This window comes from Sorangium sp. So ce1504 (assembly GCF_051521635.1).
In the GTDB taxonomy this organism is placed as follows: domain Bacteria; phylum Myxococcota_A; class Polyangia; order Polyangiales; family Polyangiaceae; genus Sorangium; species Sorangium cellulosum_B.
The window spans coordinates 10,984,512-11,007,339 of the sequence record NZ_CP150365.1; the positions used below are offsets into that span (position 1 = coordinate 10,984,512).

General features: G+C 69.5%; 20 protein-coding genes. 18 read left to right on the forward strand and 2 right to left on the reverse strand.

Features of this window, described 5'->3' with window-relative positions; genetic code table 11:
* Nucleotides 1-37: 37 nt before the first annotated feature.
* Nucleotides 38-2,053, reverse strand: a complete 2,016-nt coding sequence (locus WMF39_RS41375) for a SpoIVB peptidase S55 domain-containing protein (protein ID WP_437741942.1) — start codon at nt 2,051-2,053, stop codon at nt 38-40.
* Between the two features lie 129 nt (nt 2,054-2,182).
* On the opposite strand from WMF39_RS41375, the gene WMF39_RS41380 reads away from it, so the two are divergent.
* From WMF39_RS41380 to WMF39_RS41460, 17 genes are all read left to right on the forward strand, one after another.
* Nucleotides 2,183-2,425: a hypothetical protein gene (locus tag WMF39_RS41380; RefSeq protein WP_012240189.1), complete on the forward strand. Its 243-nt coding sequence runs from the start codon at nt 2,183-2,185 to the stop codon at nt 2,423-2,425.
* Nucleotides 2,426-2,435: 10 nt separating this feature from the next.
* A complete protein-coding gene (locus tag WMF39_RS41385; protein ID WP_437741943.1) occupies nt 2,436-3,431 on the forward strand; it encodes an aldo/keto reductase in 996 nt (331 codons plus the stop codon).
* Nucleotides 3,428-4,213 (forward strand): phytanoyl-CoA dioxygenase family protein, encoded by a 786-nt coding sequence (locus WMF39_RS41390; protein WP_437741944.1) that lies wholly within the window; start codon nt 3,428-3,430, stop codon nt 4,211-4,213. Before WMF39_RS41385 ends, WMF39_RS41390 begins: the two co-directional genes overlap by 4 nt.
* A gap of 333 nt (nt 4,214-4,546) precedes the next feature.
* The gene (locus tag WMF39_RS41395) at nt 4,547-5,242 is read left to right on the forward strand and encodes a cytochrome c3 family protein (protein ID WP_437711930.1); all 696 of its coding nucleotides are present in this window, start codon (nt 4,547-4,549) and stop codon (nt 5,240-5,242) included.
* A complete protein-coding gene (locus WMF39_RS41400; RefSeq protein WP_437741945.1) occupies nt 5,239-8,238 on the forward strand; it encodes a TAT-variant-translocated molybdopterin oxidoreductase in 3,000 nt (999 codons plus the stop codon). The genes WMF39_RS41395 and WMF39_RS41400 overlap by 4 nt, the downstream gene beginning before the upstream one ends.
* A complete protein-coding gene (gene nrfD, locus WMF39_RS41405) occupies nt 8,235-9,668 on the forward strand; it encodes an NrfD/PsrC family molybdoenzyme membrane anchor subunit (RefSeq protein WP_437526711.1) in 1,434 nt (477 codons plus the stop codon). Before WMF39_RS41400 ends, nrfD begins: the two co-directional genes overlap by 4 nt.
* Nucleotides 9,658-10,425 carry a DUF3341 domain-containing protein gene (locus WMF39_RS41410; protein WP_437741946.1) on the forward strand — a complete coding sequence of 256 codons (768 nt, stop codon included), beginning with the start codon at nt 9,658-9,660 and terminating at the stop codon, nt 10,423-10,425. The genes nrfD and WMF39_RS41410 overlap by 11 nt, the downstream gene beginning before the upstream one ends.
* Nucleotides 10,422-11,027 (forward strand): c-type cytochrome, encoded by a 606-nt coding sequence (locus WMF39_RS41415; protein WP_437741947.1) that lies wholly within the window; start codon nt 10,422-10,424, stop codon nt 11,025-11,027. Before WMF39_RS41410 ends, WMF39_RS41415 begins: the two co-directional genes overlap by 4 nt.
* A complete protein-coding gene (locus WMF39_RS41420; RefSeq protein ID WP_437741948.1) occupies nt 11,024-12,229 on the forward strand; it encodes a hypothetical protein in 1,206 nt (401 codons plus the stop codon). Before WMF39_RS41415 ends, WMF39_RS41420 begins: the two co-directional genes overlap by 4 nt.
* A gap of 10 nt (nt 12,230-12,239) precedes the next feature.
* The gene (locus tag WMF39_RS41425) at nt 12,240-12,896 is read left to right on the forward strand and encodes a hypothetical protein (protein WP_437741949.1); all 657 of its coding nucleotides are present in this window, start codon (nt 12,240-12,242) and stop codon (nt 12,894-12,896) included.
* Nucleotides 12,896-13,738 carry an SCO family protein gene (locus WMF39_RS41430; protein ID WP_437741950.1) on the forward strand — a complete coding sequence of 281 codons (843 nt, stop codon included), beginning with the start codon at nt 12,896-12,898 and terminating at the stop codon, nt 13,736-13,738. Before WMF39_RS41425 ends, WMF39_RS41430 begins: the two co-directional genes overlap by 1 nt.
* 30 nt (nt 13,739-13,768) lie before the next feature.
* The gene (coxB, locus tag WMF39_RS41435) at nt 13,769-14,713 is read left to right on the forward strand and encodes a cytochrome c oxidase subunit II (RefSeq protein ID WP_437741951.1); all 945 of its coding nucleotides are present in this window, start codon (nt 13,769-13,771) and stop codon (nt 14,711-14,713) included.
* A 19-nt stretch (nt 14,714-14,732) separates the two neighbouring features.
* Complete coding sequence (gene ctaD / locus WMF39_RS41440; protein WP_437741952.1) at nt 14,733-16,370, forward strand: cytochrome c oxidase subunit I; 1,638 nt, start codon at nt 14,733-14,735, stop codon at nt 16,368-16,370.
* The gene (locus WMF39_RS41445) at nt 16,367-17,053 is read left to right on the forward strand and encodes a cytochrome c oxidase subunit 3 family protein (RefSeq protein WP_437741953.1); all 687 of its coding nucleotides are present in this window, start codon (nt 16,367-16,369) and stop codon (nt 17,051-17,053) included. Before ctaD ends, WMF39_RS41445 begins: the two co-directional genes overlap by 4 nt.
* A 15-nt stretch (nt 17,054-17,068) precedes the next feature.
* A complete protein-coding gene (locus WMF39_RS41450; RefSeq protein WP_437741954.1) occupies nt 17,069-17,566 on the forward strand; it encodes a cytochrome C oxidase subunit IV family protein in 498 nt (165 codons plus the stop codon).
* A 193-nt stretch (nt 17,567-17,759) separates the two neighbouring features.
* Nucleotides 17,760-19,232 (forward strand): sensor histidine kinase, encoded by a 1,473-nt coding sequence (locus WMF39_RS41455; protein ID WP_437741955.1) that lies wholly within the window; start codon nt 17,760-17,762, stop codon nt 19,230-19,232.
* A 7-nt stretch (nt 19,233-19,239) separates the two neighbouring features.
* Nucleotides 19,240-19,797, forward strand: coding sequence for a response regulator transcription factor (locus tag WMF39_RS41460; protein WP_437741956.1), 558 nt, complete (start codon nt 19,240-19,242; stop codon nt 19,795-19,797).
* A gap of 77 nt (nt 19,798-19,874) precedes the next feature.
* Here WMF39_RS41460 and WMF39_RS41465 read toward each other — a convergent pair whose 3' ends face one another.
* A complete protein-coding gene (locus WMF39_RS41465; RefSeq protein WP_437741957.1) occupies nt 19,875-21,071 on the reverse strand; it encodes a trans-sulfuration enzyme family protein in 1,197 nt (398 codons plus the stop codon).
* A gap of 85 nt (nt 21,072-21,156) precedes the next feature.
* Here WMF39_RS41465 and WMF39_RS41470 point away from each other — a divergent pair, with 85 nt between their 5' ends.
* Nucleotides 21,157-22,821, forward strand: coding sequence for a nitrite/sulfite reductase (locus tag WMF39_RS41470; RefSeq protein ID WP_437741958.1), 1,665 nt, complete (start codon nt 21,157-21,159; stop codon nt 22,819-22,821).
* Nucleotides 22,822-22,828 lie beyond the last annotated feature (7 nt).

A 22,828-nucleotide genomic window follows, 5' to 3' on the forward strand; every position in this document is an offset into this window, starting at 1 on the left:
GGGTCAGGGAAGAGAGGGAGGCGGGAGACCGGCGGGCTCAGCGGAGGATAGGCCGGACCGTGACGCTCACGGAGTCTTTCCCGACCAGGAAGCGCTTGAGGGACACCGGCACCTGCACCTGCGCGCCGAAGGTCTCGGGCGCGTCGGACGCGGAGCTCGGGCGCAGCGTGTCCATCGCGCCCGGGGGGAGCCGCGAGGCGACCTTGCCGCGGTACGCCGCGCCGTTCTCCCGGAGCCGGAACGTCGCGACGACGCTCTCCGCGTCGTGGGTCTGGCTCGGCAGCATCGCCACGAGCTCGGCGACGTTGTTCGGGGTCGCCATCGGGCGCTCCACCTCGTAGCCGGGCGCGAGATCGATGTCCACCTGGCTGCCGGCGAGCTCGCGCGGCACCGGCACCTCGATGACGCGCGACTCGATGGGGCCCTGATGAGGCTGGAGATCCAGGCGGATCCGCGCGGGCGCGCCCGCCTCGATCTCCGGCTCGAGCACCTTCGCGCCGCGCAGCAGCACGACCTCGCGATCGAAGGTGACCTTCACGCGGGTGTCGACGCGCTCGATCGAGACGTCCTCCCAGGGGTTGTTGAGCAGGGCCCCCATCGCCCGTACGAGCCGGCTGCGGACGAAATCGTCGCTGCTGAGCGGGGTGCCGTTGCCGGCGCCGAAGTCGACCAGCGAGATGGCGCCGTAGCGCCCGATCTTCACCTGGCTCACCGCCCGCCAGGTCATGTCCCGCCGCTCGGCCGTCGTCGCCTCGACGGCGTTGCCGACGGCCATCGAGACGAAGGCGGGCGCGAGGAACTGATCGTGCGCGACCTCGACGTTCCACGTCGGGTGCGGCGCGCCCTCCACGCCGTCGATCTGGACGCGCATCGGGAAGACCGGCGCCTTCGCCGAGCTGTCGACGACGATCGCGGCCTGCCGATCGTTCACCAGCGTGCCCAGAGGCCGCACCGCCTCGCCGATCTTGAAGCTCCGGTTCTGGCTCGCGAGGATCCAGTGGACCCGCGCGATCGCGGCGGGGAGGTTCGTGACGCCGCCGTTCATCATCGGGTGGCCGAACGCGACCAGCTTGTCGCCCGACACGCGCGTGACCGTGCCGATGCCCATCGCGGAGATGTCGCCGCGCACGAGCTCGACGCCGATCGCCCCCCCGTCGACGTACCTGGTCGGCGCGCCCGGCTCCGGGCTCGCGGACGAGCCGCCGCCGGCCTGCATCGGATCGAGCCCCATGGGGCCGAGCAGATCGCTCGCGATGCGCAGCGACGTCCCGCCGAGCCCGCCGAGCATCACCGGCGTCGAGGCGCGCGCGAGGCCCGTCGACTCGGGCGGGGAGAGCGACGGCGCGACGCGCGCGGCGACCTGGCTGGCGTGGCCGGCGAGGTCGTAGGCGTCGACGGCCCCCAGGAAGCCGCGGCTCCCGTGCAGGCGCGCCGGCGCGGCGGCGCGCGGCGGCGCGCCGCCGGCGCGGCTCACCGGGGCGGGCAGCGGGCCGCCGACCTTCGGGGCGATCCCGCGCGGGAGCGGCCGCGCGAGCTCGTCGAGCATCGACTTGATCGGGGTGACGCCGGCGATCGCCTCCGCGCCGAAGAGCCAGCCGTACGCGTAGGCGCCGATCATCTTGCCGTTCAGGTAGATCGGGCTGCCGCTCATCCCCGCCACGGTGCGGGCGACCTCGAGGCGCGGGTGCTGCGTCTTGACGAGGACGAGGTCCTGGTTCGGTCGGAAATTGCGGAGCGTCGAGATGACCTCGACGTCGAACTTCTCGGGCGTGGTGCCGGAGAAGACGGTGAGGCCGTACCCCTTCATGCCCGGCTTTACCTCGGAGAGCGGCAACGTATCGGGCGGAGCGGAGATCGCCTGGGCCGCGCCGACGCCGACGGCGACGCTGCACACCGCGCCGGCGAGCAGGCTCAGGGGGATGAGGCGGCCGTCGCGGTCGACGAGGGCGCGGGCGGCGCCCGCGATCGCCCTCGCGCTGCGGGTCACGAGCGGGGCGGCGCGCGCTGTGAGGAAGGAATCCGGACGAAAACACGGCATGTTGCGCAGAGGCACGGGCCAAGCTTAGCCCGGATTTGGTAGCGCGACAGAGCGGGGGCTCGGGCCGCGCCGGGAGGTCGCCGCGCTGCCCAGGGTCGCCGTTTTCCAGAGGCGGGGCGCGCCGGCGACGCTAGGCTTCGCCCCGTGAAGGATATCGCGGCGACCGCGACGCTCGTCCTTTCGTTCGCCGCCTGGGTGACCACTCACGTCGCGCTGGCCGCGCGGCTCGCGCTCCGGAGCCAGCCCCGCTGGCGCGGGCTCGTCGCGCTGGTGGTGCCGCCGCTCGCGCCGATGTACGGCTTCCGGCTGGGGTGGCGGCGGACGAGCACCCTGTGGCTTGTATGGCTGATCGTGTACGTGCTCGCGCTCCTCGTCGCGCGGGCGTGAGGAGCAGGGCGTGGCGCCTGACGTGAAGGCTGACGACGTGAGGGCGGGAATGACGGCGAAGCGGCGCCCGGGCGCGCCGCCCGCGATCCTCGTCGGCACGATGAACTTCGGCGGCCGCACGCCGCCCGAGGAGGCCGAGCGCATCACCCTGCGCGCGCTCGAGCGAGGGATCACCGCGTTCGACACGGCGAACCTCTACCAGGACGGCGCGTCCGAGCGGATCCTCGGCCGGGCGCTCCGGGGCCGCCGGGCCGAGGCGCAGATCGCCACCAAGGTCGGCCTGCGCCGCGTCCGGGGCAGGCCCGAGGGCCTCGGGCGCGAGCGCGTGATCCGCGCCGTCGAAGAGAGCCTCGCGCGCCTCGGCACCGACCGGGTCGACGTCTGCTATCTCCACGCGCCGGACCCGGAGACGCCCCTCGAGGAGACGCTGTCGGCGATCGACGCCCTGCTCGAGCAGGGGAAGATCCTGCAGTACGGGATCAGCAACTTCGCGTCGTGGCAGATCCTGGAGATCATCGCGCGCCGCGACGCCGTCGGGAAGCCGCGCCCCGCCGTCTCTCAGGTGCTCTACAACGCGCTGATCCGCCAGCTCGACGTCGAGTACGCCGCCTTCGCGCGGCGGTACGCGCTGGCCACCGCGGTGTACAACCCGCTCGCCGGCGGGCTCTTGACGGGGCGGCACGCGGGGCCGGAGGCGACGCAGGCGGGCTCGCGCTTCGAGCGCAACGGCGTCTACCAGCGCCGGTACTGGAGCAGGCGCATGTTCGAGCTCGCGGCCGGCTACGCCGCGGTGGCGGCGGACGAAGGAATGAGCCTGCTCTCGCTGTCGTACGCCTGGCTCGCGGGGCGGGACGTCGTCGATTCCATCCTGGTCGGCCCGGTCCGGGCAGAGCACCTCGACGCGGCGGCCGACGCCGTCGGGCGCCCGCTCTCGGAGGAGGCGGCGCGGCGCATGGACGCGCTCTACCGCGATCACCTGGGCACCGACGCGAGCTACGCGCGATGATCGAGCTCCTGCTGCCCGGGGCCAGGGACCTCGATCTCGCGGGCCCCCTGGCCGACTACGCCGCCCGCGGCCACGCTCGCCTCGGGCGCGTGATGACCGACGCGGGGCTCGCGGCGCTGCGCGCGCGCTCGGATGACCTGATGCTCGGGCGCGTCACGTACCCCGGGCTCTTCTTCCAGCACGACGCGGCGTCGGGCCGCTACGAGGATCTGCCGTACGGCAAGGGCTACCAGGGGCCGAGCACGTCATACCGGAAGCTCGAGAAGCTCGAGAAGGACCCGCTGTTCCTCGCCTGGATCGAGAACCCGCTCTTCGAGAGGATCGCGCGCGCGCTCATCGACGGAGAGGTCTCCATCTACCGGGCCGTGCTCTTCAACAAGGCCGCGTCCGGAGGGACGCCGCTGCCCTGGCACCAGGACGGCGGCAGCTACTGGGGGCTGGATCGCGACCCCGAGCTGCAGATCTGGACCGCGCTCGACGACGCGCCCGCCGGCGGCGGCTGCGTGGAGGTGCTGGAAGGCAGCCACATCGACGGGCTCGCGACGCCGCTCGGCGGCGTCATTCCGAGCGACCGCGTGCACGCGGCCGACGCGGACGCCCGCAAGATCGCGCTGCCGGCGCGCGCGGGCGAGGCCCTGCTGATCCACAACTACCTCTGGCACTGCTCCGCCGTGAACCGGAGCGGCCAGCCGAGGCGAGCGTTCACCGTCTGCTACATCAGCAGGGCGACCCGCTGCCTCAGGAAAAAGAAGGCCCCACGCACGTTCACGCCGGTGTTCTGAGCTCCCCGGGCAGGCGGCCTCGGCACGGTCGGCGGCCCCTCGCTCGCCAGGCCCTCCCCTTCCCCTGGCTTCCCCGGAACGTTCCCCGGCCGGCGTCGACGTTTCGAGAATTTTTCGATCCGGTGTCGCATCCAGTTCGCCACCGTGTCGTAAGGACGGACGCTTGCACCCGCGGCAACTTGCCGCGCCCCCGCGGCGACCTGCCGCGGCATGGAGCCTCAATTACCCACAGCGGCAAAGTGCCGCAGTCACGCGGCACTTTGCCGTCTTGTCGCACCCCGCCAGCAAGCCATAACTGCGCCCGCGCGTCCCTCCGACGCCCACCACAACCCTATGGCTCGGTTCCTGTTCCCACGATGGGCCAACAAAGTGGTTCCGCTGGGGCTGCTCTTCGGAGTCCTGCCCCTCGGCGCCGCTGTGATCGGCGGATTCTGGTACTACGGTACCAACAAACACCTCGAGGTCGGGTATCAGCCGGATCAACCGGTTGACTATTCCCACAAGCTGCACGCCGGCGACCTCGGCATCGACTGCCGCTACTGTCACAGCACAGTAGAGGTATCCAGCTTCGCCGCGGTTCCCCCCACCGAGACGTGCATGAACTGTCATGCCAAGGTGCGGCGGGACAGCGAAAAGCTCCTCCTCGTGCAGGAGAGCTGGGCGACGGATCAACCCATCCCCTGGGTGCGCGTCCACAACCTTCCCGACTACGCCTATTTCGACCACTCGGCCCACCTGGCCGCAGGGGTCGGCTGCGTGAGCTGTCACGGCCGCGTGGACCAGATGCACAAGGTCCGGCAGGTCCAGCCGCTCTCGATGGGATGGTGTCTGGACTGCCACCGCAATCCGGGGCCCAACCTCCGCAATCCCGCCGACGTCACCAAGATGGATATGGCACCCGCGACGGCCGCCATGGCGGGCGCCGGCATCCCCGCGAGCCACGAGCCTTACAACGATCGCGTGCCAGCGGTCACTTCCTCCGGGCGGCAGGTGCAGGCGCCGCTTCATTGCTCGGGGTGCCACCGATGAGTAAACGAACTCCTCTCCCCCTCGCCCAGGACCTCTCTGGAAAGACCTACTGGCGCAGCTTGGACGAGCTCTCCGGCTCGCCCGACTTCGTCGACGCGCTCGGGCGCGAGTTCCCGCCGGCCGCGTTCGAGCCGCCGGAGGGCGTGGGGCGGCGCACGTTCCTGAGCCTCATGGGCGCGTCGCTCGCGCTCGGTGGCCTCGTGGGCTGCCGCCGGCCTGTCGAGCAGATCCTGCCGTACTCGCGGACCCCGGAGGAGGTCATCCCGGGCAAGCCGCTGTTCTTCGCGACGGCGCTCCCGATGATGGGCACGGCCTTCGGCGTCATCGTCGAGAGCCACGAGGGACGGCCCACCAAGATCGAGGGCAACCCGAAGCACCCCGAGAGCGTCGGCGGGACCACGCTCTACATCCAGGCCACGATCCTCGACCTCTACGATCCCGATCGCAGCAAGTCGCCGCGCGAGGGCGCGACCGAAAAGTCGTGGGACGACGCCGCGGCGTTCTTGCGCACCGAGGGCGACAAGCTCCGCGGCCGCGGCGGCAAGGGGCTCACGATCCTGACCGAGGCGCACCGGTCGCCGACGCTCGCCGCGCGCCTCGCCGATCTCCGCAAGACGCTGCCGGAGGCGCGCGTCGTCCGGTACGAGCCCTTCTCGCGCGACGCCGCGCGTGAGGGCGCGCGGCTCGCGTTCGGCAAGCCGCTCGAGACCACGCTCGACCTGACGAAGGCGCGCGTGATCGTCGCGATCGACGCCGACCTGTTCGCCTCCGACGGCAGCCCGCTCAAGCAGGGGCGCGCGTTCACGGCGGGCCGCGCGGTCGACAAGGACCCGAAGGCGATGAACCGCCTCTACTCCGTCGAGAGCACCTTCACGATCACCGGCGCGGCCGCGGATCACCGGCTCCGCATCCAGAGCCGCAAGATCCCCGCCTTCACCTTCGCCCTCGCGACCGAGCTCGGCAAGCGCGGGGTCGCGCTCGACCCGCAGCTGCTCAACGCGCTCGAGGGCAAATCGGAAGGGCTCGACGCCAAGGCGACCCGGCACGTCGCCGCCATCGCCGCCGACCTCGTCGCCAACCGGGGTCAGGGCGCGGTCGTGGCCGGGCGCTCGCTGCCGAAGGAGGTCCACGGGCTCGTGCACCTCATCAACCACGCGCTCGACAACACGGGCAAGGCGGTCCGGCTCGTCGCGCCCTTCGACGACTCGCGCGAGGGCCCCGAGGCGCTCGTCGAGCTCGCGCGCTCCATCGAGAAGGGCGAGGTCGAGACGCTGGTCGTCCTGGGCGGCAACCCGGCCTTCGACGCGCCCGCGGACGCGCGCTTCGCCGACGCGCTCGCCAAGGTGCCCGTGAGCGTGCACGTCTCGACGCACGTCGACGAGACGAGCGAGCGCACCCGCTGGCACCTGAACCGCGCCCACCCGCTGGAGTCGTGGAGCGACGTGCGGGCGGAGGACGGAACGGCCAGCATCGCGCAGCCGCTCATCGCGCCGCTCTTCGGCGGCAGGACCGACGCCGAGGTCATCGAGCTCCTGCTCGGTGGCTCGCGGACGGCGTACGACCTGGTGCGGGCGACCTGGCTGACCGCCGAGGGCGCGAAGCGCACCGAGGACGACTTCCGCCGCGCGCTGCACGACGGCCTCGTCGCGGGGACCCAGCTCGCGGACGAGCAGGTGGCCGCCGCGGCGCAGGGCGCGATCGAGGCGCTGCGCGCGTTCGCGCCCGCCGTGGGCGAGGGCCTGGAGGTGACCTTCCGGCCCGACGTGCACGCGTGGGACGGTCGGTTCGCGAACAACGGGTGGCTCCAGGAGCTGCCCCACCCGATGACGAAGCTCACCTGGGGCAGCGCCGCGAACCTCTCGCCCTCGACGGCGGCGCGGCTCGGCCTGAAGGACGGCGACGTCGTGACGCTGACGGGCAGCGGCGCGTCGGTGCGGATCCCCGTCCTCGTCGCGCCGGGGCAGGCGGACGACTCGGTGGCCATCACCGTCGGCCAGGGGCGGCGCGCGCGGCTCCGGGTCGGCCATGGCGTCGGCGTCGACACGACCCCGCTGCGCAAGAGCGACGCCTTCGAGCTCGCCGGCGGCTTCTCGCTGGAGAAGACCGGCGAGGTCGTCGAGCTCGCGCGCACCCAGGAGCACTTCGTGATGGAGGGCCGCCCGCTCGCGCGCGAGGGGACGCTCGCCGAGTTCCAGAAGGACGCGGAGTTCGCCCAGAAGCAGGTCCACGTGCCGCCGCTCCTCAGCCTGTTCAAGGAGCCGAACCGGCGGCAGGGGCACGCCTGGGGCATGACCATCGATCTCAACGCCTGCCTCGGCTGCAACGCGTGCGTCGTCGCCTGCCAGGCCGAGAACAACATCCCGGTCGTCGGCGCCGACGGCGTGCGGCAGACCCGCGAGATGCACTGGCTCCGGATCGACCGCTACTTCCAGGGCACGGACCCGAACGAGCCGGAGAGCATCTCGCAGCCGCTCCCCTGCCAGCACTGCGAGAACGCGCCGTGCGAGCAGGTCTGCCCGGTCGCCGCCACGACGCACAGCCCCGAGGGGCTGAACGACATGGCGTACAACCGGTGCGTCGGCACGAAGTACTGCGCCAACAACTGCCCTTACAAGGTCCGTCGCTTCAACTTCCTCGAGTACAACCAGCCGGACTCGGAGGAGCGGAAGATGCAGTTCAACCCCAACGTCACCGTCCGATCGCGGGGCGTCATGGAGAAGTGCACCTTCTGCGTGCAGCGGATCAACCACGCCAAGATCGACGCCAAGCGAGAGGGGCGGGAGCACATCAAGGACGGCGAGGTCGTGACCGCGTGCCAGGGCGCTTGCCCGACGCAGGCCATCGTCTTCGGCGACCTCGACGACCCCAAGAGCCAGGTGGCCGCGACGGCCGCTAGCCCGCGCGGTTACAGATTGCTGGACGAGATCAACACCAAGCCGCGGGTCACCTACCTCGCCAAGATCCGCAACAAGAACCCGGAGCTCGCCGACGCATGAGCGCCACAGCACCCCTCCAGGTCGACCACCCCCGGCTCTCGGACCGCGCCGCCCTCTTGGACGAGGCGCCCCTCGTGCAGGGGAAGGACGACTTCCGCTCTCTCACCGACAAGATCTCGGGCATCGTCCTCAGCAAGCGCCCCCCCGGGTGGCTCGTCCTGCTGTGCCTTGCCATCAGCATCCTCTTCATCCTCGCCGGCTCGCTCGTTCACCTCGTCGGTACCGGTATCGGTATCTGGGGGCTGAACACCACCGTCAACTGGGCGTGGGACATCACCGGCTTCGTGTTCTGGGTCGGTATCGGCCACGCCGGCACGCTGATCAGCGCCATCCTCTTCCTCTTCCGCCAGAAGTGGAGGACGAGCATCAACCGCGCCGCGGAGGCGATGACGATCTTCGCGGTCGCGTGCGCCGCCATCTACCCGGTGGCCCACCTGGGCCGGATCTGGTTCGCCCACTGGCTGTTCCCGATCCCGAACCAGATGAGCATCTGGCCGAACTTCAAGAGCCCGCTGCTCTGGGACGTGTTCGCCGTCTCGACGTACGCGACGGTCTCGACCCTCTTCTGGTTCGTCGGGCTCATCCCCGATCTCGCCACGATCCGCGACCGGGCCACGACCCGGACGAAGCAGATCGTCTTCGGGATCCTCTGCCTCGGCTGGCGCGGCTCGCACCGCCACTGGCTCCACTACGAGAAGGCCTACCTGATCTTCGCCGGGCTCTCGACGCCGCTCGTGCTCAGCGTGCACACGATCGTGTCGTTCGACTTCGCCGTCTCGATCGTCCCCGGCTGGCACACGACGATCTTCCCGCCGTACTTCGTCGCGGGCGCCATCTTCAGCGGGTTCGCGATGGTCGTCACGCTGATGGTGTTCGCGCGCAAGGCGTTCGGTCTCGAGGGGCTCATCACGATGCGGCACCTCGAGAACATGAACAAGGTCATCGTCGCGACCGGCACCATGGTCGGTTACGCGTACGGGATGGAGCTCTTCATCGCCTGGTACAGCGGCAACGGCTACGAGCAGTTCGCCTTCCGGAACCGCATCCTGGGCCCGTACGCCTGGGCCTACTGGACCATGGTGAGCTGCAACGTGATCTTCCCGCAGCTCTTCTGGTTCAAGAAGGTGCGCACCAGCATCCCCGCGATGTTCATCATCTCGATCCTGGTCAACATCGGGATGTGGTTCGAGCGCTTCGTCATCATCGTGACGAGCCTCCACCGCGACTTCCTCCCCTCGAGCTGGACCTACTTCCGCCCGACCATCTGGGACATCTCGACGTTCTTCGGCTCGTTCGGCCTCTTCTTCACGCTCTTCCTGCTGTTCGTCCGCTACCTGCCGATGGTCGCGATCAGCGAGGTGAAGGGGGTCACGGCGGCGGCCGATCCTCACGGCTCGCACAGCAACGACGAGGCTCATCATGCAGCGTAACAGCGATGCTCGACGCCAGAAGCGCTCCGGGAAGCCCGCCTCGGCCGAGGAGGCACGAGCGCTCAAGGACTCCGCGCGCGATAGCCAGCCCGACATCAAGCCGCAGGGCCACGTGCCCGAGGACGACGCGGAGTACGACGAGCCCCGCGAGAGCGGGCCGCACGGTCAGGCCGCGCTCGCGATCGAGCGCAAGCTGGAGCGCAAGGTCGAGCAGGAGGCGGACGGGGAGTCGGCCCTGTTCGGGATGATGGGCTTCTTCACGACCCCGAAGGACATCTTCCACGCGTGCGAGGCGCTCCGGGACGCCGGGTACAGCCGCTTCGACGCGCACACGCCGTTCCCCGTGCACGGGCTGGAGAAGGCGATGGGGCTCAAGCCGTCTCCGCTGCCGTGGCTCGTGCTCGGCGGCGGGGCGGCGGGGCTCGCCAGCGCCATCGCGCTCGCCTGGTACACGCAGTACTACGACTATCCGCTCATCATCAGCGGCAAGCCGTCGTTCTCGTACCAGGCCTTCATCCCCATCTTCTTCGAGCTCACGGTCCTCTTCGCGGCGCTCACGTGCTTCTTCGGGCTCTTCGCGCTCGGGCGCCTGCCCACCTTGTTCCACCCCACCATGACGCACCCCTCGTTCCCGCGGGCGACCGACGACGCCTTCTTCATCAGCGTCGAGGCGAGCGACCCGAAGTTCGATTCCACGGAGACGCGCAACCTCCTCCAGCGCCTCGGCGCCCAGGGCATCCGGGAGGTCTCCTCGTGAAGCGCTGGTGCATTCCCCTCCTCGTCGTCCTGGCAGGCTGCCGCGGACAGGCGAGCAGCGATCCGCCGATCCACCTCTTCGGAGACATGGACTGGCAGCCCAAGTTCCAGCCCGAGGAGGGCACCCGCCTGTTCCCCGACGGGCGGGCGATGCGGCCGATCGTCGAAGGCACGGTGCCGCAGGGAGCGCTCGACGAGAGCGAGGCCTACCGCACCGGCAAGGACGGCGAGACGTTCCTGGCGTTCGCGCCCATCACCGTCGATGAGGCGGTGATCCGACGCGGCCAGGATCGCTTCAACATCTACTGTGCGCCGTGCCACGACCAGAGCGGGAGCGGCCAGGGCATGGTGGTGAAGCGCGGGTACCCGCCCCCCATCGACCTCGCGTCCGACCGGGCCCTCGGCCTGCCCGACGGCGAGATCTTCAACGTCATCACGAACGGCGTGCGCAACATGCCGTCCTATCGGAAGCAGATCCCGGTCAAGGACCGGTGGGCGATCGTCACGTGGGTGCGCGTGCTGCAGCACAGCCAGCACGCGCGCGTCGACGACGTGCCCGAGGCCCAGCGGGGCAACATCGCGAAGGAGAGCGGAACTCCATGAAGTCCCACGGAAGTGCTCTGGCCGAGGACACGAAGGTCCTCGATCCGGCGGTCGCGAAGCGGCTCGTCTCGGGGAGCATGGTGCTGGCGATCGTCGGCGTGGTGCTCTCGGCGGCGGCGGCGGTCTCCGACGCGAAGCGCTTTGCGTTCTCGTACCTCACCGGCTTCACGTGGCTCGTGACGATCGGGCTCGGCGCGCTGTTCTTCGTGATCATCCAGCACCTGACCCGCGCGCGCTGGTCGGCGGCCGCGCGCCGCCACATGGAGTGGATGAGCGGCATCCTGCCCGCCTGCATCGTGCTCTTCCTCCCGGTCGCGGTGCTCGCCCACGACATCTACCATCACTGGATGGGGCCCGACGCGGCGAACGATCATGTGCTCCACCAGAAGGCGCCCTACCTGAACCCGACGTTCTTCTACATCCGCGCCGTGGTGTTCCTCGCGGCGTGGGCGGGCCTCGCGCTCTGGTTCATCAAGACCTCCCGCGCGCAGGACAAGAGCGCCGATTTCCGGCCCACCGCGAGGATGCGCGCCGGGGCCGCCCCGGCCGTCATCGTCTTCGCCCTGACCATCTCGTTCGCGGCGTTCGACTGGCTGATGAGCATCGACCCGCACTGGTACTCGACGATCTTCGGCGTCTATGTGTTCGCCGGCTCGGCCACGAGCTCCCTCTCGGCGCTCGCGCTGATCACGATCGCGCTCCACAAGGCGGGGCTCCTGCGCAAGGTGAGCAACGTCGAGCGCCAGCACGACATCGGCAAGCTGCTCTTCGGTTTCACGATCTTCTGGGCCTACATCGCGTTCTCGCAGTTCATCCTGATCTGGTACGCGAACATCCCGGAGGAGACGATCTTCTACCAGCACCGCTGGGAGGGTTCGTGGAAGGTCGTGAGCCTGGCCCTGCTGTTCGGGCACTTCGTCGTTCCGTTCCTCGTCCTCCTGTCGCGGCACGCGAAGCGGAGCCCGCTCGTGCTCGGCGCGGCGTCGGTGCTCCTCCTCGTGATGCACTACGTCGACCTCTACTGGCTCGTCATGCCGAACGTGGATCACCACGGCGCGCACCTGAGCTGGATCGACCTCGCCGGCTTGCTCGGCCCGCTGGGCGTGGGAGCCTGGATGCTCGCGCTCCAGGCGGCCAAGAGCCCGCTGTATCCCCTGAACGACCCTCACCTTGCCGAAGCGGCTCGGATCGACAACCCGTAAGGAGCCGGCCATGAGCGAAGCGACCGACAACACAGCGACCGATCACGCCGAGGCCCAGGCCGAGGTGGATCGACCGAACAACTCGCTCATCTTCGTGATCGTGATCGCCACGCTGTTCTCCATCGTGGTGGTCGTGCTCTTCGTCAACGAGATCTTCAAGTCGACGATGGAGCGCGAGATCTCGACCAAGGTGCTGGAGCCGCCGAGCAGCGGGGTCCGCGCCCTGCGGGCCCTGGAGAAGGAGCGGCTCAGCCGCTACCAGTGGGCTGACGAGAAGAAGGGCGTCGTCCGCATCCCGATCGATCAGGCCGTCGCGCTCACCCTGAAGGACTACCAGGAGAAGCGCGTGAGGGCCGCGGCCGCTCCCGCCGCGACGACCGAGGGCGCGCAGCCGACGGACGGCGCGGCGAAGCCCGCCGAGGGCGCCGCCGGCGAGCCCTCGAAGGGTGAAGATGCAGCGAAGCCGGGCGACAAGGACGCGGCGAAGCCCTCGGACGCCGCCAAGCCCGCCGAGACGGCCAAGCCCGCCGACGCCGTGAAGCCCGCCGAGACGGCCAAGCCCGCCGACGCCGTGAAGCCCGAAAAGCCCGCGGACGCCAAGCCCGCCGCGCCTGCAGGCGCGGCGCCCAAGCCCGCAGCCCCGGCGACCCCCGCTCCGGAGCAGTGATGTCCCGCCCGCTGTCTGCCCTGCTCGCCGTTCTCGCGCTCGTGGTGGCCACGGTCACCCCGGCGCGGAGCGCGCGAGCTGCGGACACGACCATTCCGACGGAGCTCGCCGGCATCGACATCGAGGAGCGGCCGGGAGCCCTGCTCCCGCAGAAGCTCCGGCTCCGCGACCAGTCGGGGCAAGAGGTCGAGCTCGCCAAATATGCGGCGGGCGACAAGCCCCTCGTCCTGGTGCTCGGTTATTTCGAGTGCCCGATGCTGTGCTCGCTGGTCCTGAACGGCGTGCTCCAGGCCATGAAGGAGAGCGCCTGGACCGCGGGCGAGGAGTACCGCGCCCTCGTCGTCAGCTTCGACCCCCGCGATACGCCCGAAGCCGCGCGCAAGAAGCGGGCGAACTACATCGAGGCGTACGGCAAGCCGGTCACCGGCGACGGCTTCGACTTCCTCGTCGGAGACGAGGCGTCGGTGCGCGCGCTCGCCGACGCGGTGGGCTTCCACTACCGGTGGGACGAGACGACCAAGCAGTACGCACACGCGGCGGGCGCGTTCGTCTTCACGCCCGACGGACGCCTGTCGCGCACGCTGTACGGCATCTCCTTCCCACAGAAGAACTTCGGCCTCGCGCTGCGCGAAGCGGGCAGCGGGCAGGTCGGGAGCGCCTGGGATCGGGTGCTCTTGTTCTGTTTCCATTACGATCCCAACGCCCGAGGGTACGTCCTGGCGACGAGGCGGCTGATGATGGCGTCAGGCGTCGTCACCGTCGTGCTCATCGGGCTCTGGCTCATTCGCTTCTGGCGGACTGAACGCTCCCGCACGAGGGCGCGTGTAAACGAGGCTTCCTAGATACAAGGTGGCGGAGCCACAACTATGGTGATGAAAAACCCGATCGAACTCGGCTCCTTCTGGCTGCCCCGCCAGGGCTCGACGCTCGCTGAGCACATCGACGCCGGCTGGGACGCGGCCTACTGGGTCTCCGTCCTCTTCTTCATCCTGGTGGCAGGGGCGACGGTGCTCTTCGCCATCAAGTACAAGCGGCGGAGCGAGCGCGACAAGACGAGCCCCATCGACCACAGCACGACGGTCGAGGTCGTGTGGACGCTGATCCCGCTCGCCATCGTGATCGCGCTCTTCTTCGTGGGCATGCGCGGCTACGTGCACGCCTCCGTCGCGCCGGCCGAGTCCTACGAAATCAACGTCACGGGCGAGATGTACCTGTGGACGTTCACCTACCCCGACGGGACGACGACCGTGAACGAGCTCGCCGTGCCGCGGGGGCGCCCGGTGCGGCTCATCATGAGCTCGAAGGACATCCTCCACAGCTTCTATATCCCGGAGTTCCGCGTGAAGCAGGACGTGGTCCCGGGGTCGTACACGTCGCTGTGGTTCGAGGCGACGGAGACGCGAGAGACGGTGCTCCTGTGCACCGAGTACTGCGGCTCCGGTCACTCGGACATGCTCGCCACGGTCAAGGTGCTGGAGCAGTCGGACTTCGAGAAGTGGCTCGAGGGCAACAACAACAGCGACCTGCCGCCCGAGGAGCTCGGCAAGCTGCTCTTCGCCAAGCGGAGCTGCGCGACCTGCCACTCGCTCGACGGGACGCGCATCCAGGGCCCGTCGCTCAAGGGGCTCTTCGGCCGCGAGGAGGAGCTCGCGGACGGATCCAAGCTCATCGCGGACGAGAACTACTTCCGCGAGAGCGTGTTCAACCCCGGCGGCCAGGTCGTGCGCGGCTACCCGCCGGTGATGCCGTCGTTCAAGGGGCTCCTCAAGGACAAAGAAGTGGACGCGCTCATCGCTTATCTGAAGTCGGTGAAGTGAGCGCCGGGGAGAAGCAGTCATGTCGCAGACCGTAACAACCCTCGACGTCAATACGGCACCCGACGCCGGCCACGGAACGGACTACATCCGGGCCCAGAGCGGGATCATGTCGTGGCTCACCACGGTCGATCACAAGCGGATCGGCCTCATGTACCTCATCAGCACGTTCATCGCGTTCGCGATGGGCGGGGTGTTCGCGCTCGTCCTCCGGCTCGAGCTGCTGACGCCGAAGGAGACGCTGATGAGCGCGAACACCTACAACCAGATGTTCACGCTCCACGGCGCGGTGATGACGTTCCTGTTCATCATCCCGAGCATCCCCGGCGCGCTCGGCAACTTCCTCCTGCCGATCATGATCGGCGCGAAGGACGTCGCCTTCCCCAAGCTGAACCTCCTCAGCCTGTACCTCTACTGGATCGGCGCGCTCTTCACGCTGTCGTCGCTCGTCACGGGCGGCATCGACACCGGCTGGACGTTCTACGTGCCGTACTCGAGCACGGTGACCACGACGTCGGTCCTGAGCGTCACGTTCGGCGTGTTCATCCTGGGCTTCTCCAGCGTGCTCACGGGGCTGAACTTCATCGTCACGATGCACAAGCTCCGGGCCCCCGGGATGGGCTGGTACAAGATGCCGCTCATGCTCTGGGCGATCTACGCGACCAGCATCGTCCAGATCCTCGCCACGCCGGTCCTCGGCATCACGCTCCTCCTGCTCATCGCGGAGCGCGCGTTCCACATCGGCATCTTCGACCCGGCGCTCGGCGGCGACCCGGTGCTCTACCAGCACTTCTTCTGGTTCTACAGCCACCCGGCCGTCTACATCATGATCCTGCCGGGCATGGGCATCATCAGCGAGCTCATCTCGGTCCACGCGCGGCGCAGGGTCTTCGGCTACAAGGCGATCGCGTTCTCCAGCGTCGCCATCGCCCTGGTCGGCTTCCTCGTGTGGGGCCACCACATGTTCACCTCCGGCCAGAGCGAGTTCGCGGCGATCATGTTCTCGTTCCTGACCTTCCTCGTCGCCATCCCCAGCGGCGTGAAGGTCTTCAACTGGATCGCGACGCTGTGGCGCGGCTCCATCAGCTACAGCGCGCCGATGCTGTACGCGCTGTCGTTCCTCATCCTCTTCTCGATCGGCGGGCTCACCGGCGTCTTCCTCGGGATGCTCAGCGTCGATCTGCACCTGCACGACACGTACTTCGTGGTCGCGCACTTCCACTACGTGATGGTCGGCGGCACCGTCATCGCCTACATCGGCGGGCTCCACCACTGGTGGCCCAAGATCACGGGCAAGATGTACTCGGAGCGGCTCGCGTCGATCTCCTGCGTTCTGGTCTTCATCGGCTTCAACGTCACGTTCTTCTCGCAGTTCGTCCTCGGTAGCCGCGGGATGCCGCGCCGCTATTACAACTACCTGGACCAGTTCCAGCCGCTGCACGCCTTCTCGACCGTGGGCTCGTGGATCCTGGGCCTCGGCTTCCTCGTGATGATCATCTGCTTCATCAAATCGCTGCGCTCCGGCGCTCCGGCGCCGGCGAACCCCTGGGGTGGGCTCAGCCTCGAGTGGACCACCGCCTCCCCGCCCATCACCGAGAACTTCGTCCGCACCCCGGTCGTGACCAAGGGCGCCTACGACTTCGACACGGAGAACGCATGAGCGCGCACGCCGAGACCGCCGACCGGCCGAACAAGGCAGGCACCGCCCTGTCTGCCGACTTCCACGTCGCCCATCATTTCGATTCCGCCGACACGCAGTTCGACGCCGGCAGGATGGGCATCTGGCTCTTCCTGGTCACGGAGATCCTGCTCTTCGGCGGGCTGTTCTGCGCGTTCGCCATCTTCCGGGGCTGGTTCTTCGACTCGTTCGTGGAAGCCCACCATCACCTCGACAAGGTGATGGGCGGCATCAACACGATCGTGCTCATCTGTTCCAGCCTGACGATGGCGCTCGCCGTCCGGTCTGCGCAGAGGAGCGATCAGAAGACCACCACCCGGCTGCTCGTGGTGACCCTGCTCTGCGCGGCCGTGTTCCTTGTGATCAAGTACTTCGAGTACCAGCACAAGTTCCACGACGGCCTCCTGCCCGGGAAGTACTTCACCGCCCAGGGCTTCACCACGGCCCACGCGGGGACGTTCTTCGCCATCTACTTCATGATGACGGGCATCCACGGGCTGCACGTCGTCATCGGGATGGGGCTCATCACCTGGATCCTCATCCGCAACCTGCGCGGTGAGTTCTCGAGCCGTTACTACTCGCCGGTCGAAGGGGTGGGGCTGTACTGGCACCTCGTCGACCTCATCTGGATCTATCTCTTCCCCCTGCTCTACTTGGTGGGCTGAGGCCTAGAGGACAGCATGTCGACACACGCAGAAGCAGCTGGCGCGCACGGGCACGGGCACGGCCATGGCCACGGCGCAGACCACGTGCCTCACGTCCTGCCGCTCAAGGTCTACATCGCCACGTGGCTCGCGCTGCTCGTGCTCACGGTCGTCACCGTGGGCGCGAGCTACGTCGACCTCGGCGCGGCCAACCTGGCGATCGCGGTCCTCATCGCGACGATGAAGGCGGGCGTCGTGGCGCTCATCTTCATGCACCTCAAGTGGGACCATAAGTTCCACACCCTGATCTTCGCGTCGTCGCTCATCTTCCTGGCGATCTTCATCGGCTTCACCATGTTCGACACGGCCAACCGCGGCCGGGCCGAGGGGATCGAGGGCGAGCGGCCGGCGGACATCAAGGCGCCGTTCGACGGCAAGCGCGCCGCCGACGACTGGAGGATGAAGCGGGCGCACAAGGCGCCGCCGCCGCCCGCGCACGGCGCGCACGGCAACGGAGCCGAAGAGGCCAAGTGACCAGCCCGGGGCCGAGCGCCCCGCCGGCGCGAGGCAGAACGTAACCCAGCCAACAATTCCAAGTCACGGTATTCGCTGGGGTTTTTCCTGACACCCCCCGGATGTGGGCCGGGGCGCACCTCGCGCGTGCTCGCGGCTTTCGTGCGCGGTACAAGGGAGCGGATGCAAGGCAACGTCGGAAGGTTGCTCCGGGATGGACGCCGGACGCCTCGACCGCGCCCTGGAAAGCCCCCCTGTCCGCGCGCGGATGCACTCCTCCTTCCAGCCATGGTCGCTTGACGCAGGGCACGACCCCGCCAAGAGCGGCGCGCCCCCTGCGGCGCGCCGGCGGCTCGCGGTCCTGCTCTCCGGGCCGAAGCCCCCGTCCTGGGACACCGCCGACAGGTGGCTGATCCAGCTGCGGTGGGGGGCGATCGCGGGGATGATCGCGACCACGGTCGCGGGCAGGAAGCTCGTCCCCGACCTCGGGCTCGCTCCGCTGATCGTCGGCATCGCCGCGATCGCGGCGGCCAACGTCGCCTGGACCTTCCGGGTCCGGCGCGCGCGCCGGCCGGACGGGGGCGAGCCCTCGGCGCGCGAGCCCGCGCAGGATCACGCGCGCGCCCAGCTCGTGGGCGACGTGATCGCGAACGCCTGGATGCTCTGGTTCTCGGGCGGGCTGGCGAACCCCTTCGCCGTCTTCCTCGCCTTCCACATCGCGCTCTCCGGCCTCCTCTGCCCGCGGCGCACGACCGTGCTCGTGGGCCTGTTGACGCTGGCCGCCATCGCCGTGCTCACGTACGCGACGCCGCTGCCGCTCGACGCGGCGCCGCTCGGCGGCGAGCGCATCCGGCGGCTCGGCGACCTCGTGTCGCTCACGTCGCTGACGCTGTTCCTCGGCTTCTTCGTCGTCGTCTACGCGCACAGGCTCGAGGAGCTCCGGCAGCAGAGCCAGCGGAACGAGCGGCTGGCGATGCTCGGGCGCATGGTCGGCGGGATGTCGCACGAGCTCAGCACGCCGCTCGCGACGATCCTCCTCGCGAGCAAGGACCTCGTCGACGTGGCCCGCGAGACGGGCTCCGAGGACGCCGCGCGCATGGCCGAGACCGTGGCCGGCGAGGCGCGGCGCGCGAGCGACATCATCGGGCTGATGCGCGGCCAGATCCGGCTCGATCAGCGGATGGAGCCGCTGGAGCTCACCCGCTTCGTCCGCGACCTGGCGAAGGTCGAGCTCGCGCGGCTCGGCTACCGCGGCGAGCTCGCGTTCGACACGCCGCGGCCGGTGCAGGCGGACGTGCTGCGGCCGGCGCTCTGCCAGGTGCTCGTCAACCTGCTCGCCAACGCCGCCGAGGCGACGGCCGACTCGACCGAGCAGCGGATCGAGGTGAGCGTCGTCGAGCGCGGCGACCTCTGCGAGATCGGGGTCTCCGACAACGGGCCGGGGCTCAACCCCGACATCGCCGGGCGGCTCGGTGAGCCGTTCCAGACGACGAAGATGTCGCAGGGAGGGATGGGGCTCGGGCTCTACATCAGCTCGATGATGGCCTCCCGCATGAACGCGGTGCTGCGCATGGAGAGCGTCGAGACCGGCGGCGCGAAGGCGACCTTGCGCCTCCGCCTCGACGGGGGCACGGGCCCCATGGACGCGGATCTGCCCGGCGCGCTGAAGCGCTCCGGGGCCGCCTGAGGTGAAGATGACGCGACGGATCGAGACGGCGCTCCTCGTGGACGACGACGACGCGTTCCGCACCACCCTGCAGGGCGCGCTGCGCCGCCGCGGGGTCGTGGCGAGGACGGCGGCGACGATCGACGAGGGGCTCGTGGCGCTCGAGTACGAGCCGGTGGACCTCGTGGTCATCGACTACCGCATGCCGCGCGGCGACGGGCTCAGCGCGCTCGCCCAGTACCGCAAGCTGCAGCCCGACGCGGCGATCGTGATGCTGACCGGGTTCGGGGACATCCCGCTCGCGGTGGCGGCGATGCGCGAGGGCGCCGACACGCTGCTCAGCAAGCCCGTCGACGCGGACAAGCTGCTGCGCGAGGCCGCGAGCCTCCGGGAGCGCCAGCGGCCCCCGCCCTCGGCCTCGGCGGCGCCGACGCCGCCGCCGGGGAGCCTGAAGCTCGACGATCTCGAGCGCGAGGCGATCCGCGCCGCGCTGAGGGAGTCGGGCGGCGTGGTGGCCACCGCGGCGAAGCTGCTCGGGATCGACCGGCGGACGCTGCAGCGGAAGCTGAAGAAGCTCGGGGGCTAGCTCCGCCCGCCAGGGAGGGTCGGACTTCTGCGCCGCTTCGCGGCGGATTCGCGCGGGCGGCGCGCTCGCTCGCGGGGCTAGGCCTCGCCGAGCGCGTCGAGCGCGCCGAGGACGTCGCTCACGACGTCCTCGGTCTCCTCGATGCCGACCGACAGGCGGATCAGCGCGGGGGAGATGCCGATCGCCGCGAGCTGCTCGTCGCTGAGCTCGTGGAAGCTCATGATGCAGGGCTGCTCGATGAGCGTCTCCACGCCGCCGAAGCTCGGGGCGATCGCGGCGATGCGCGCTCCGTCCACGACGCGCGACGCCGCCTCTCGCCCGCCGCGCACGGTGAAGCTCACGACGCCGCCGAAGCCGCGCATCTGCTCCGCCGCGACCTTGTGATCCGGGTGCGACGGGAGCCCCGGGTAGAACACCCGCTCCACCGCGGGGTGCGCCTCGAGGGCGCGCGCCACGGCGAGGCCGGTCGCGTTCTGCCGCTCGATGCGGAGCGCGAGCGTCTTCATCCCGCGCCCGATCAGCGCCGCGGCGTGGGGATCCATGATGCCCCCAAGGACGCTCCGCATGTCGCGGATCAGCGAGATCAGCGCGCTCGATCCGGAGACCGCGCCGCCCAGGACGTCGTTGTGGCCGGACAGGTACTTGCTGGCGCTGTGGACCACGAGGTCGATGCCGCGGCCGATCGGGTCGGAGTTGCAGGGGGTCGCGAACGTCGCGTCGACGACCGTCTTCACCCGCGCCTTCTTGCAGATCTCGGCGAAGCGGGACAGGTCGATACAGTGGAGGTAGGGGTTCGTCGGCGACTCGCTGAGCGCGAAGCGGGTGCGCGGCCGGATGGCCGCCTCGAGCTGATCGAACGCGCCCGGGTCGATCAGCGTGTGCTCGACGCCGAGCCGCGACAGCACGTTGATCACGAACTGCCGCGTGCGGCGGTACACGTCGCGGAACAGGATGACGTGATCGCCCGCCTTGAGGAGCGCGAACGCCGTGGTCGTCACCGCCGCCATCCCGCTCGCGAAGAGCAGCGCATCCTCCGCGCGGTCGAGCGCCGCGATGCGCTGCTCGACCTCGCGCACCGTGGGATTGCCGTAGCGACCGTACTCCTGCCGCTCGGGATCCGCGTCGCCTCCGGCGAAATAGCGCTCGAGGTCCGCCGTGTTCGCAAAGGTGTACGTCGCCGTCTGCGCGATCGCAGGCGCGAGGGTGTGGGAGGGGCGCTGGCGGAGTACGCCCGCGTGCACGGCTTCGGTCGAGTTCGGCAGAGCGGTCTTCATGGTGCTGGGGGCTGGATACCTCGTGGAACCGGCAGTGATAATTGTCGCACTTGACGCGTCGGAAATATAGGGAATACCATCGGATATGTCGCAACGAGTCGAGCGCCTTGCGGCGGCCATCGACGTACACGCCGAGAACGTCGCCCAATTCAAACGTGGTGAGCTGACCCCCGACCAGTTCCGCCCTCTGCGGCTGGCCATGGGTGTCTACGCGCAGCTCGCGCACGTGAAGCACATGCAGCGGATCAAGATTCCTGGAGGGCAGCTCACGGCTGCGCAGCTGGAAGCCCTCGCGGAGGTCACGGAACGGTGGGGTCGCGGGCTAGCGCACGTCACGACCCGCCAGGACATCCAGCTCCACTACCTGGAGATCGAGGAGACGATCGACCTGCAGCGCGTGCTCGTGAGCGCGGGGGTGACGACGGTCGGCGCGTGCGCGGACACGCTGCGCAACATCACCGCGTCCCACCTCGCTGGCGTGGTCGAGGACGAGGTGTTCGACGTGACGCCTTATGCGCTCGCCGTCACCGAGCATTTCCTCTTCCACGAGCACAACCGGCGGCTACCGAGGAAGTTCAAGGTGGCCTTCTCGGGGAGCGCGCGCGATCACGCGCAGATCATGATCAACGACGTCGGTCTGCTCGCGAAGATCGGCGACCGCGGGCGCGGCTTCGCGGTCTACGTGGCCGGCTCGCTCGGCTCGACGCCCGAGATCGCGCACCTCTGGAAGGAGTTCATCCCGGAGTCCGATCTGCTGCCGGTGTGCGAGGCCGTGGTGAGCGTGTTCCACCGGGACGGAGAGCGGAAGAACCGGAAGAAGGCGCGCCTCAAGTTCCTGCTGCGCAAGATCGGCGAGGCGGAGTTCCTGCGCAGGCTCGACGAGGAGTTCGCTCGCATCAAGGCGGAGCGCGGCGAGGCGCTCGCGGCCGAGCTGACGGAGCAGGTGGCCGGGTACCGGGAGAACGCTCCGCCCCCGCTCACGCCGCTGCGGGAGACGCTCGGCGACGGCGCGTTCGCGCGCTGGAAGCGGACCAACACCATCGCGCAGAAGCAGACCGGCTACCGGGTGGCGACGGTCAAGCTGCCGCTCGGCGACATCACGAGCGAGCAGCTGAGGCGCCTGGCCGACCTCTCGCGGCGCTACGGCAACGGCGAGGTGCGGGCGACGAACACCCAGAACTTTGTGCTGCGCTGGGTGCCGGAGGGGCAGCTGCTCAACCTGCACCGCGAGCTCTCGCAGATCGGCCTCGCCGAGGCGGACTCGGGGCACATCACCGACGTGGTGACCTGCCCGGGCGGCGATTACTGCACGCTCGCCATCACGAAGAGCATGGAGGTCGGCGCGCGCATCCGGGATCACCTGGTGCCGAACGGCAGCCGCCAGGAGACCGACGACTTCGTCAGCGCGGTCGGCGAGTTCGACATCAAGATCTCGGGGTGCCCGAACTCGTGCGGTCAGCACCACGTCGCGGACATCGGGATGACGGGCCTGATGGTGAAGGGCAAGGACGGCGTCGAGCGCCCGCACTACTCGCTCCGCGTGGGCGGCTGCTGCGGCCCGAGCGCGCGCATCGGCGAGCGCCTCGACGGCCGCATCCCCGAGGAGGAGACGCCCAAGGTCATCGCCGCGATCGCGCGCTTCTACATGGCCGGCCGCGCCGAGGGCGAGAGCTTCCGCGACTTCGTCACGCGCAAGGGCGTGCAGGAGATCACCCGCGCCGGCTTCGCCGCCGCCGAGGGCGCCGTCTGACCGAACC

Excerpts from the sequence above, each read along its gene's own strand:
- WMF39_RS41390 (WP_437741944.1), top strand. The coding sequence starts at position 3,428 with ATGATCGAGCTCCTGCTGCCCGGGGCCAGGGACCTCGATCTCGCGGGC.
- WMF39_RS41395 (WP_437711930.1), top strand. The coding sequence starts at position 4,547 with ATGGCTCGGTTCCTGTTCCCACGATGGGCCAACAAAGTGGTTCCGCTG.
- WMF39_RS41400 (WP_437741945.1), top strand. The coding sequence starts at position 5,239 with ATGAGTAAACGAACTCCTCTCCCCCTCGCCCAGGACCTCTCTGGAAAG.
- nrfD (WP_437526711.1), top strand. The coding sequence starts at position 8,235 with ATGAGCGCCACAGCACCCCTCCAGGTCGACCACCCCCGGCTCTCGGAC.
- WMF39_RS41410 (WP_437741946.1), top strand. The coding sequence starts at position 9,658 with ATGCAGCGTAACAGCGATGCTCGACGCCAGAAGCGCTCCGGGAAGCCC.
- WMF39_RS41420 (WP_437741948.1), top strand. The coding sequence starts at position 11,024 with ATGAAGTCCCACGGAAGTGCTCTGGCCGAGGACACGAAGGTCCTCGAT.
- WMF39_RS41425 (WP_437741949.1), top strand. The coding sequence starts at position 12,240 with ATGAGCGAAGCGACCGACAACACAGCGACCGATCACGCCGAGGCCCAG.
- WMF39_RS41430 (WP_437741950.1), top strand. The coding sequence starts at position 12,896 with ATGTCCCGCCCGCTGTCTGCCCTGCTCGCCGTTCTCGCGCTCGTGGTG.
- coxB (WP_437741951.1), top strand. The coding sequence starts at position 13,769 with ATGAAAAACCCGATCGAACTCGGCTCCTTCTGGCTGCCCCGCCAGGGC.
- ctaD (WP_437741952.1), top strand. The coding sequence starts at position 14,733 with ATGTCGCAGACCGTAACAACCCTCGACGTCAATACGGCACCCGACGCC.
- WMF39_RS41445 (WP_437741953.1), top strand. The coding sequence starts at position 16,367 with ATGAGCGCGCACGCCGAGACCGCCGACCGGCCGAACAAGGCAGGCACC.
- WMF39_RS41450 (WP_437741954.1), top strand. The coding sequence starts at position 17,069 with ATGTCGACACACGCAGAAGCAGCTGGCGCGCACGGGCACGGGCACGGC.
- WMF39_RS41455 (WP_437741955.1), top strand. The coding sequence starts at position 17,760 with ATGGACGCCGGACGCCTCGACCGCGCCCTGGAAAGCCCCCCTGTCCGC.
- WMF39_RS41460 (WP_437741956.1), top strand. The coding sequence starts at position 19,240 with ATGACGCGACGGATCGAGACGGCGCTCCTCGTGGACGACGACGACGCG.
- WMF39_RS41465 (WP_437741957.1), bottom strand. The coding sequence starts at position 21,071 with ATGAAGACCGCTCTGCCGAACTCGACCGAAGCCGTGCACGCGGGCGTA.
- WMF39_RS41470 (WP_437741958.1), top strand. The coding sequence starts at position 21,157 with ATGTCGCAACGAGTCGAGCGCCTTGCGGCGGCCATCGACGTACACGCC.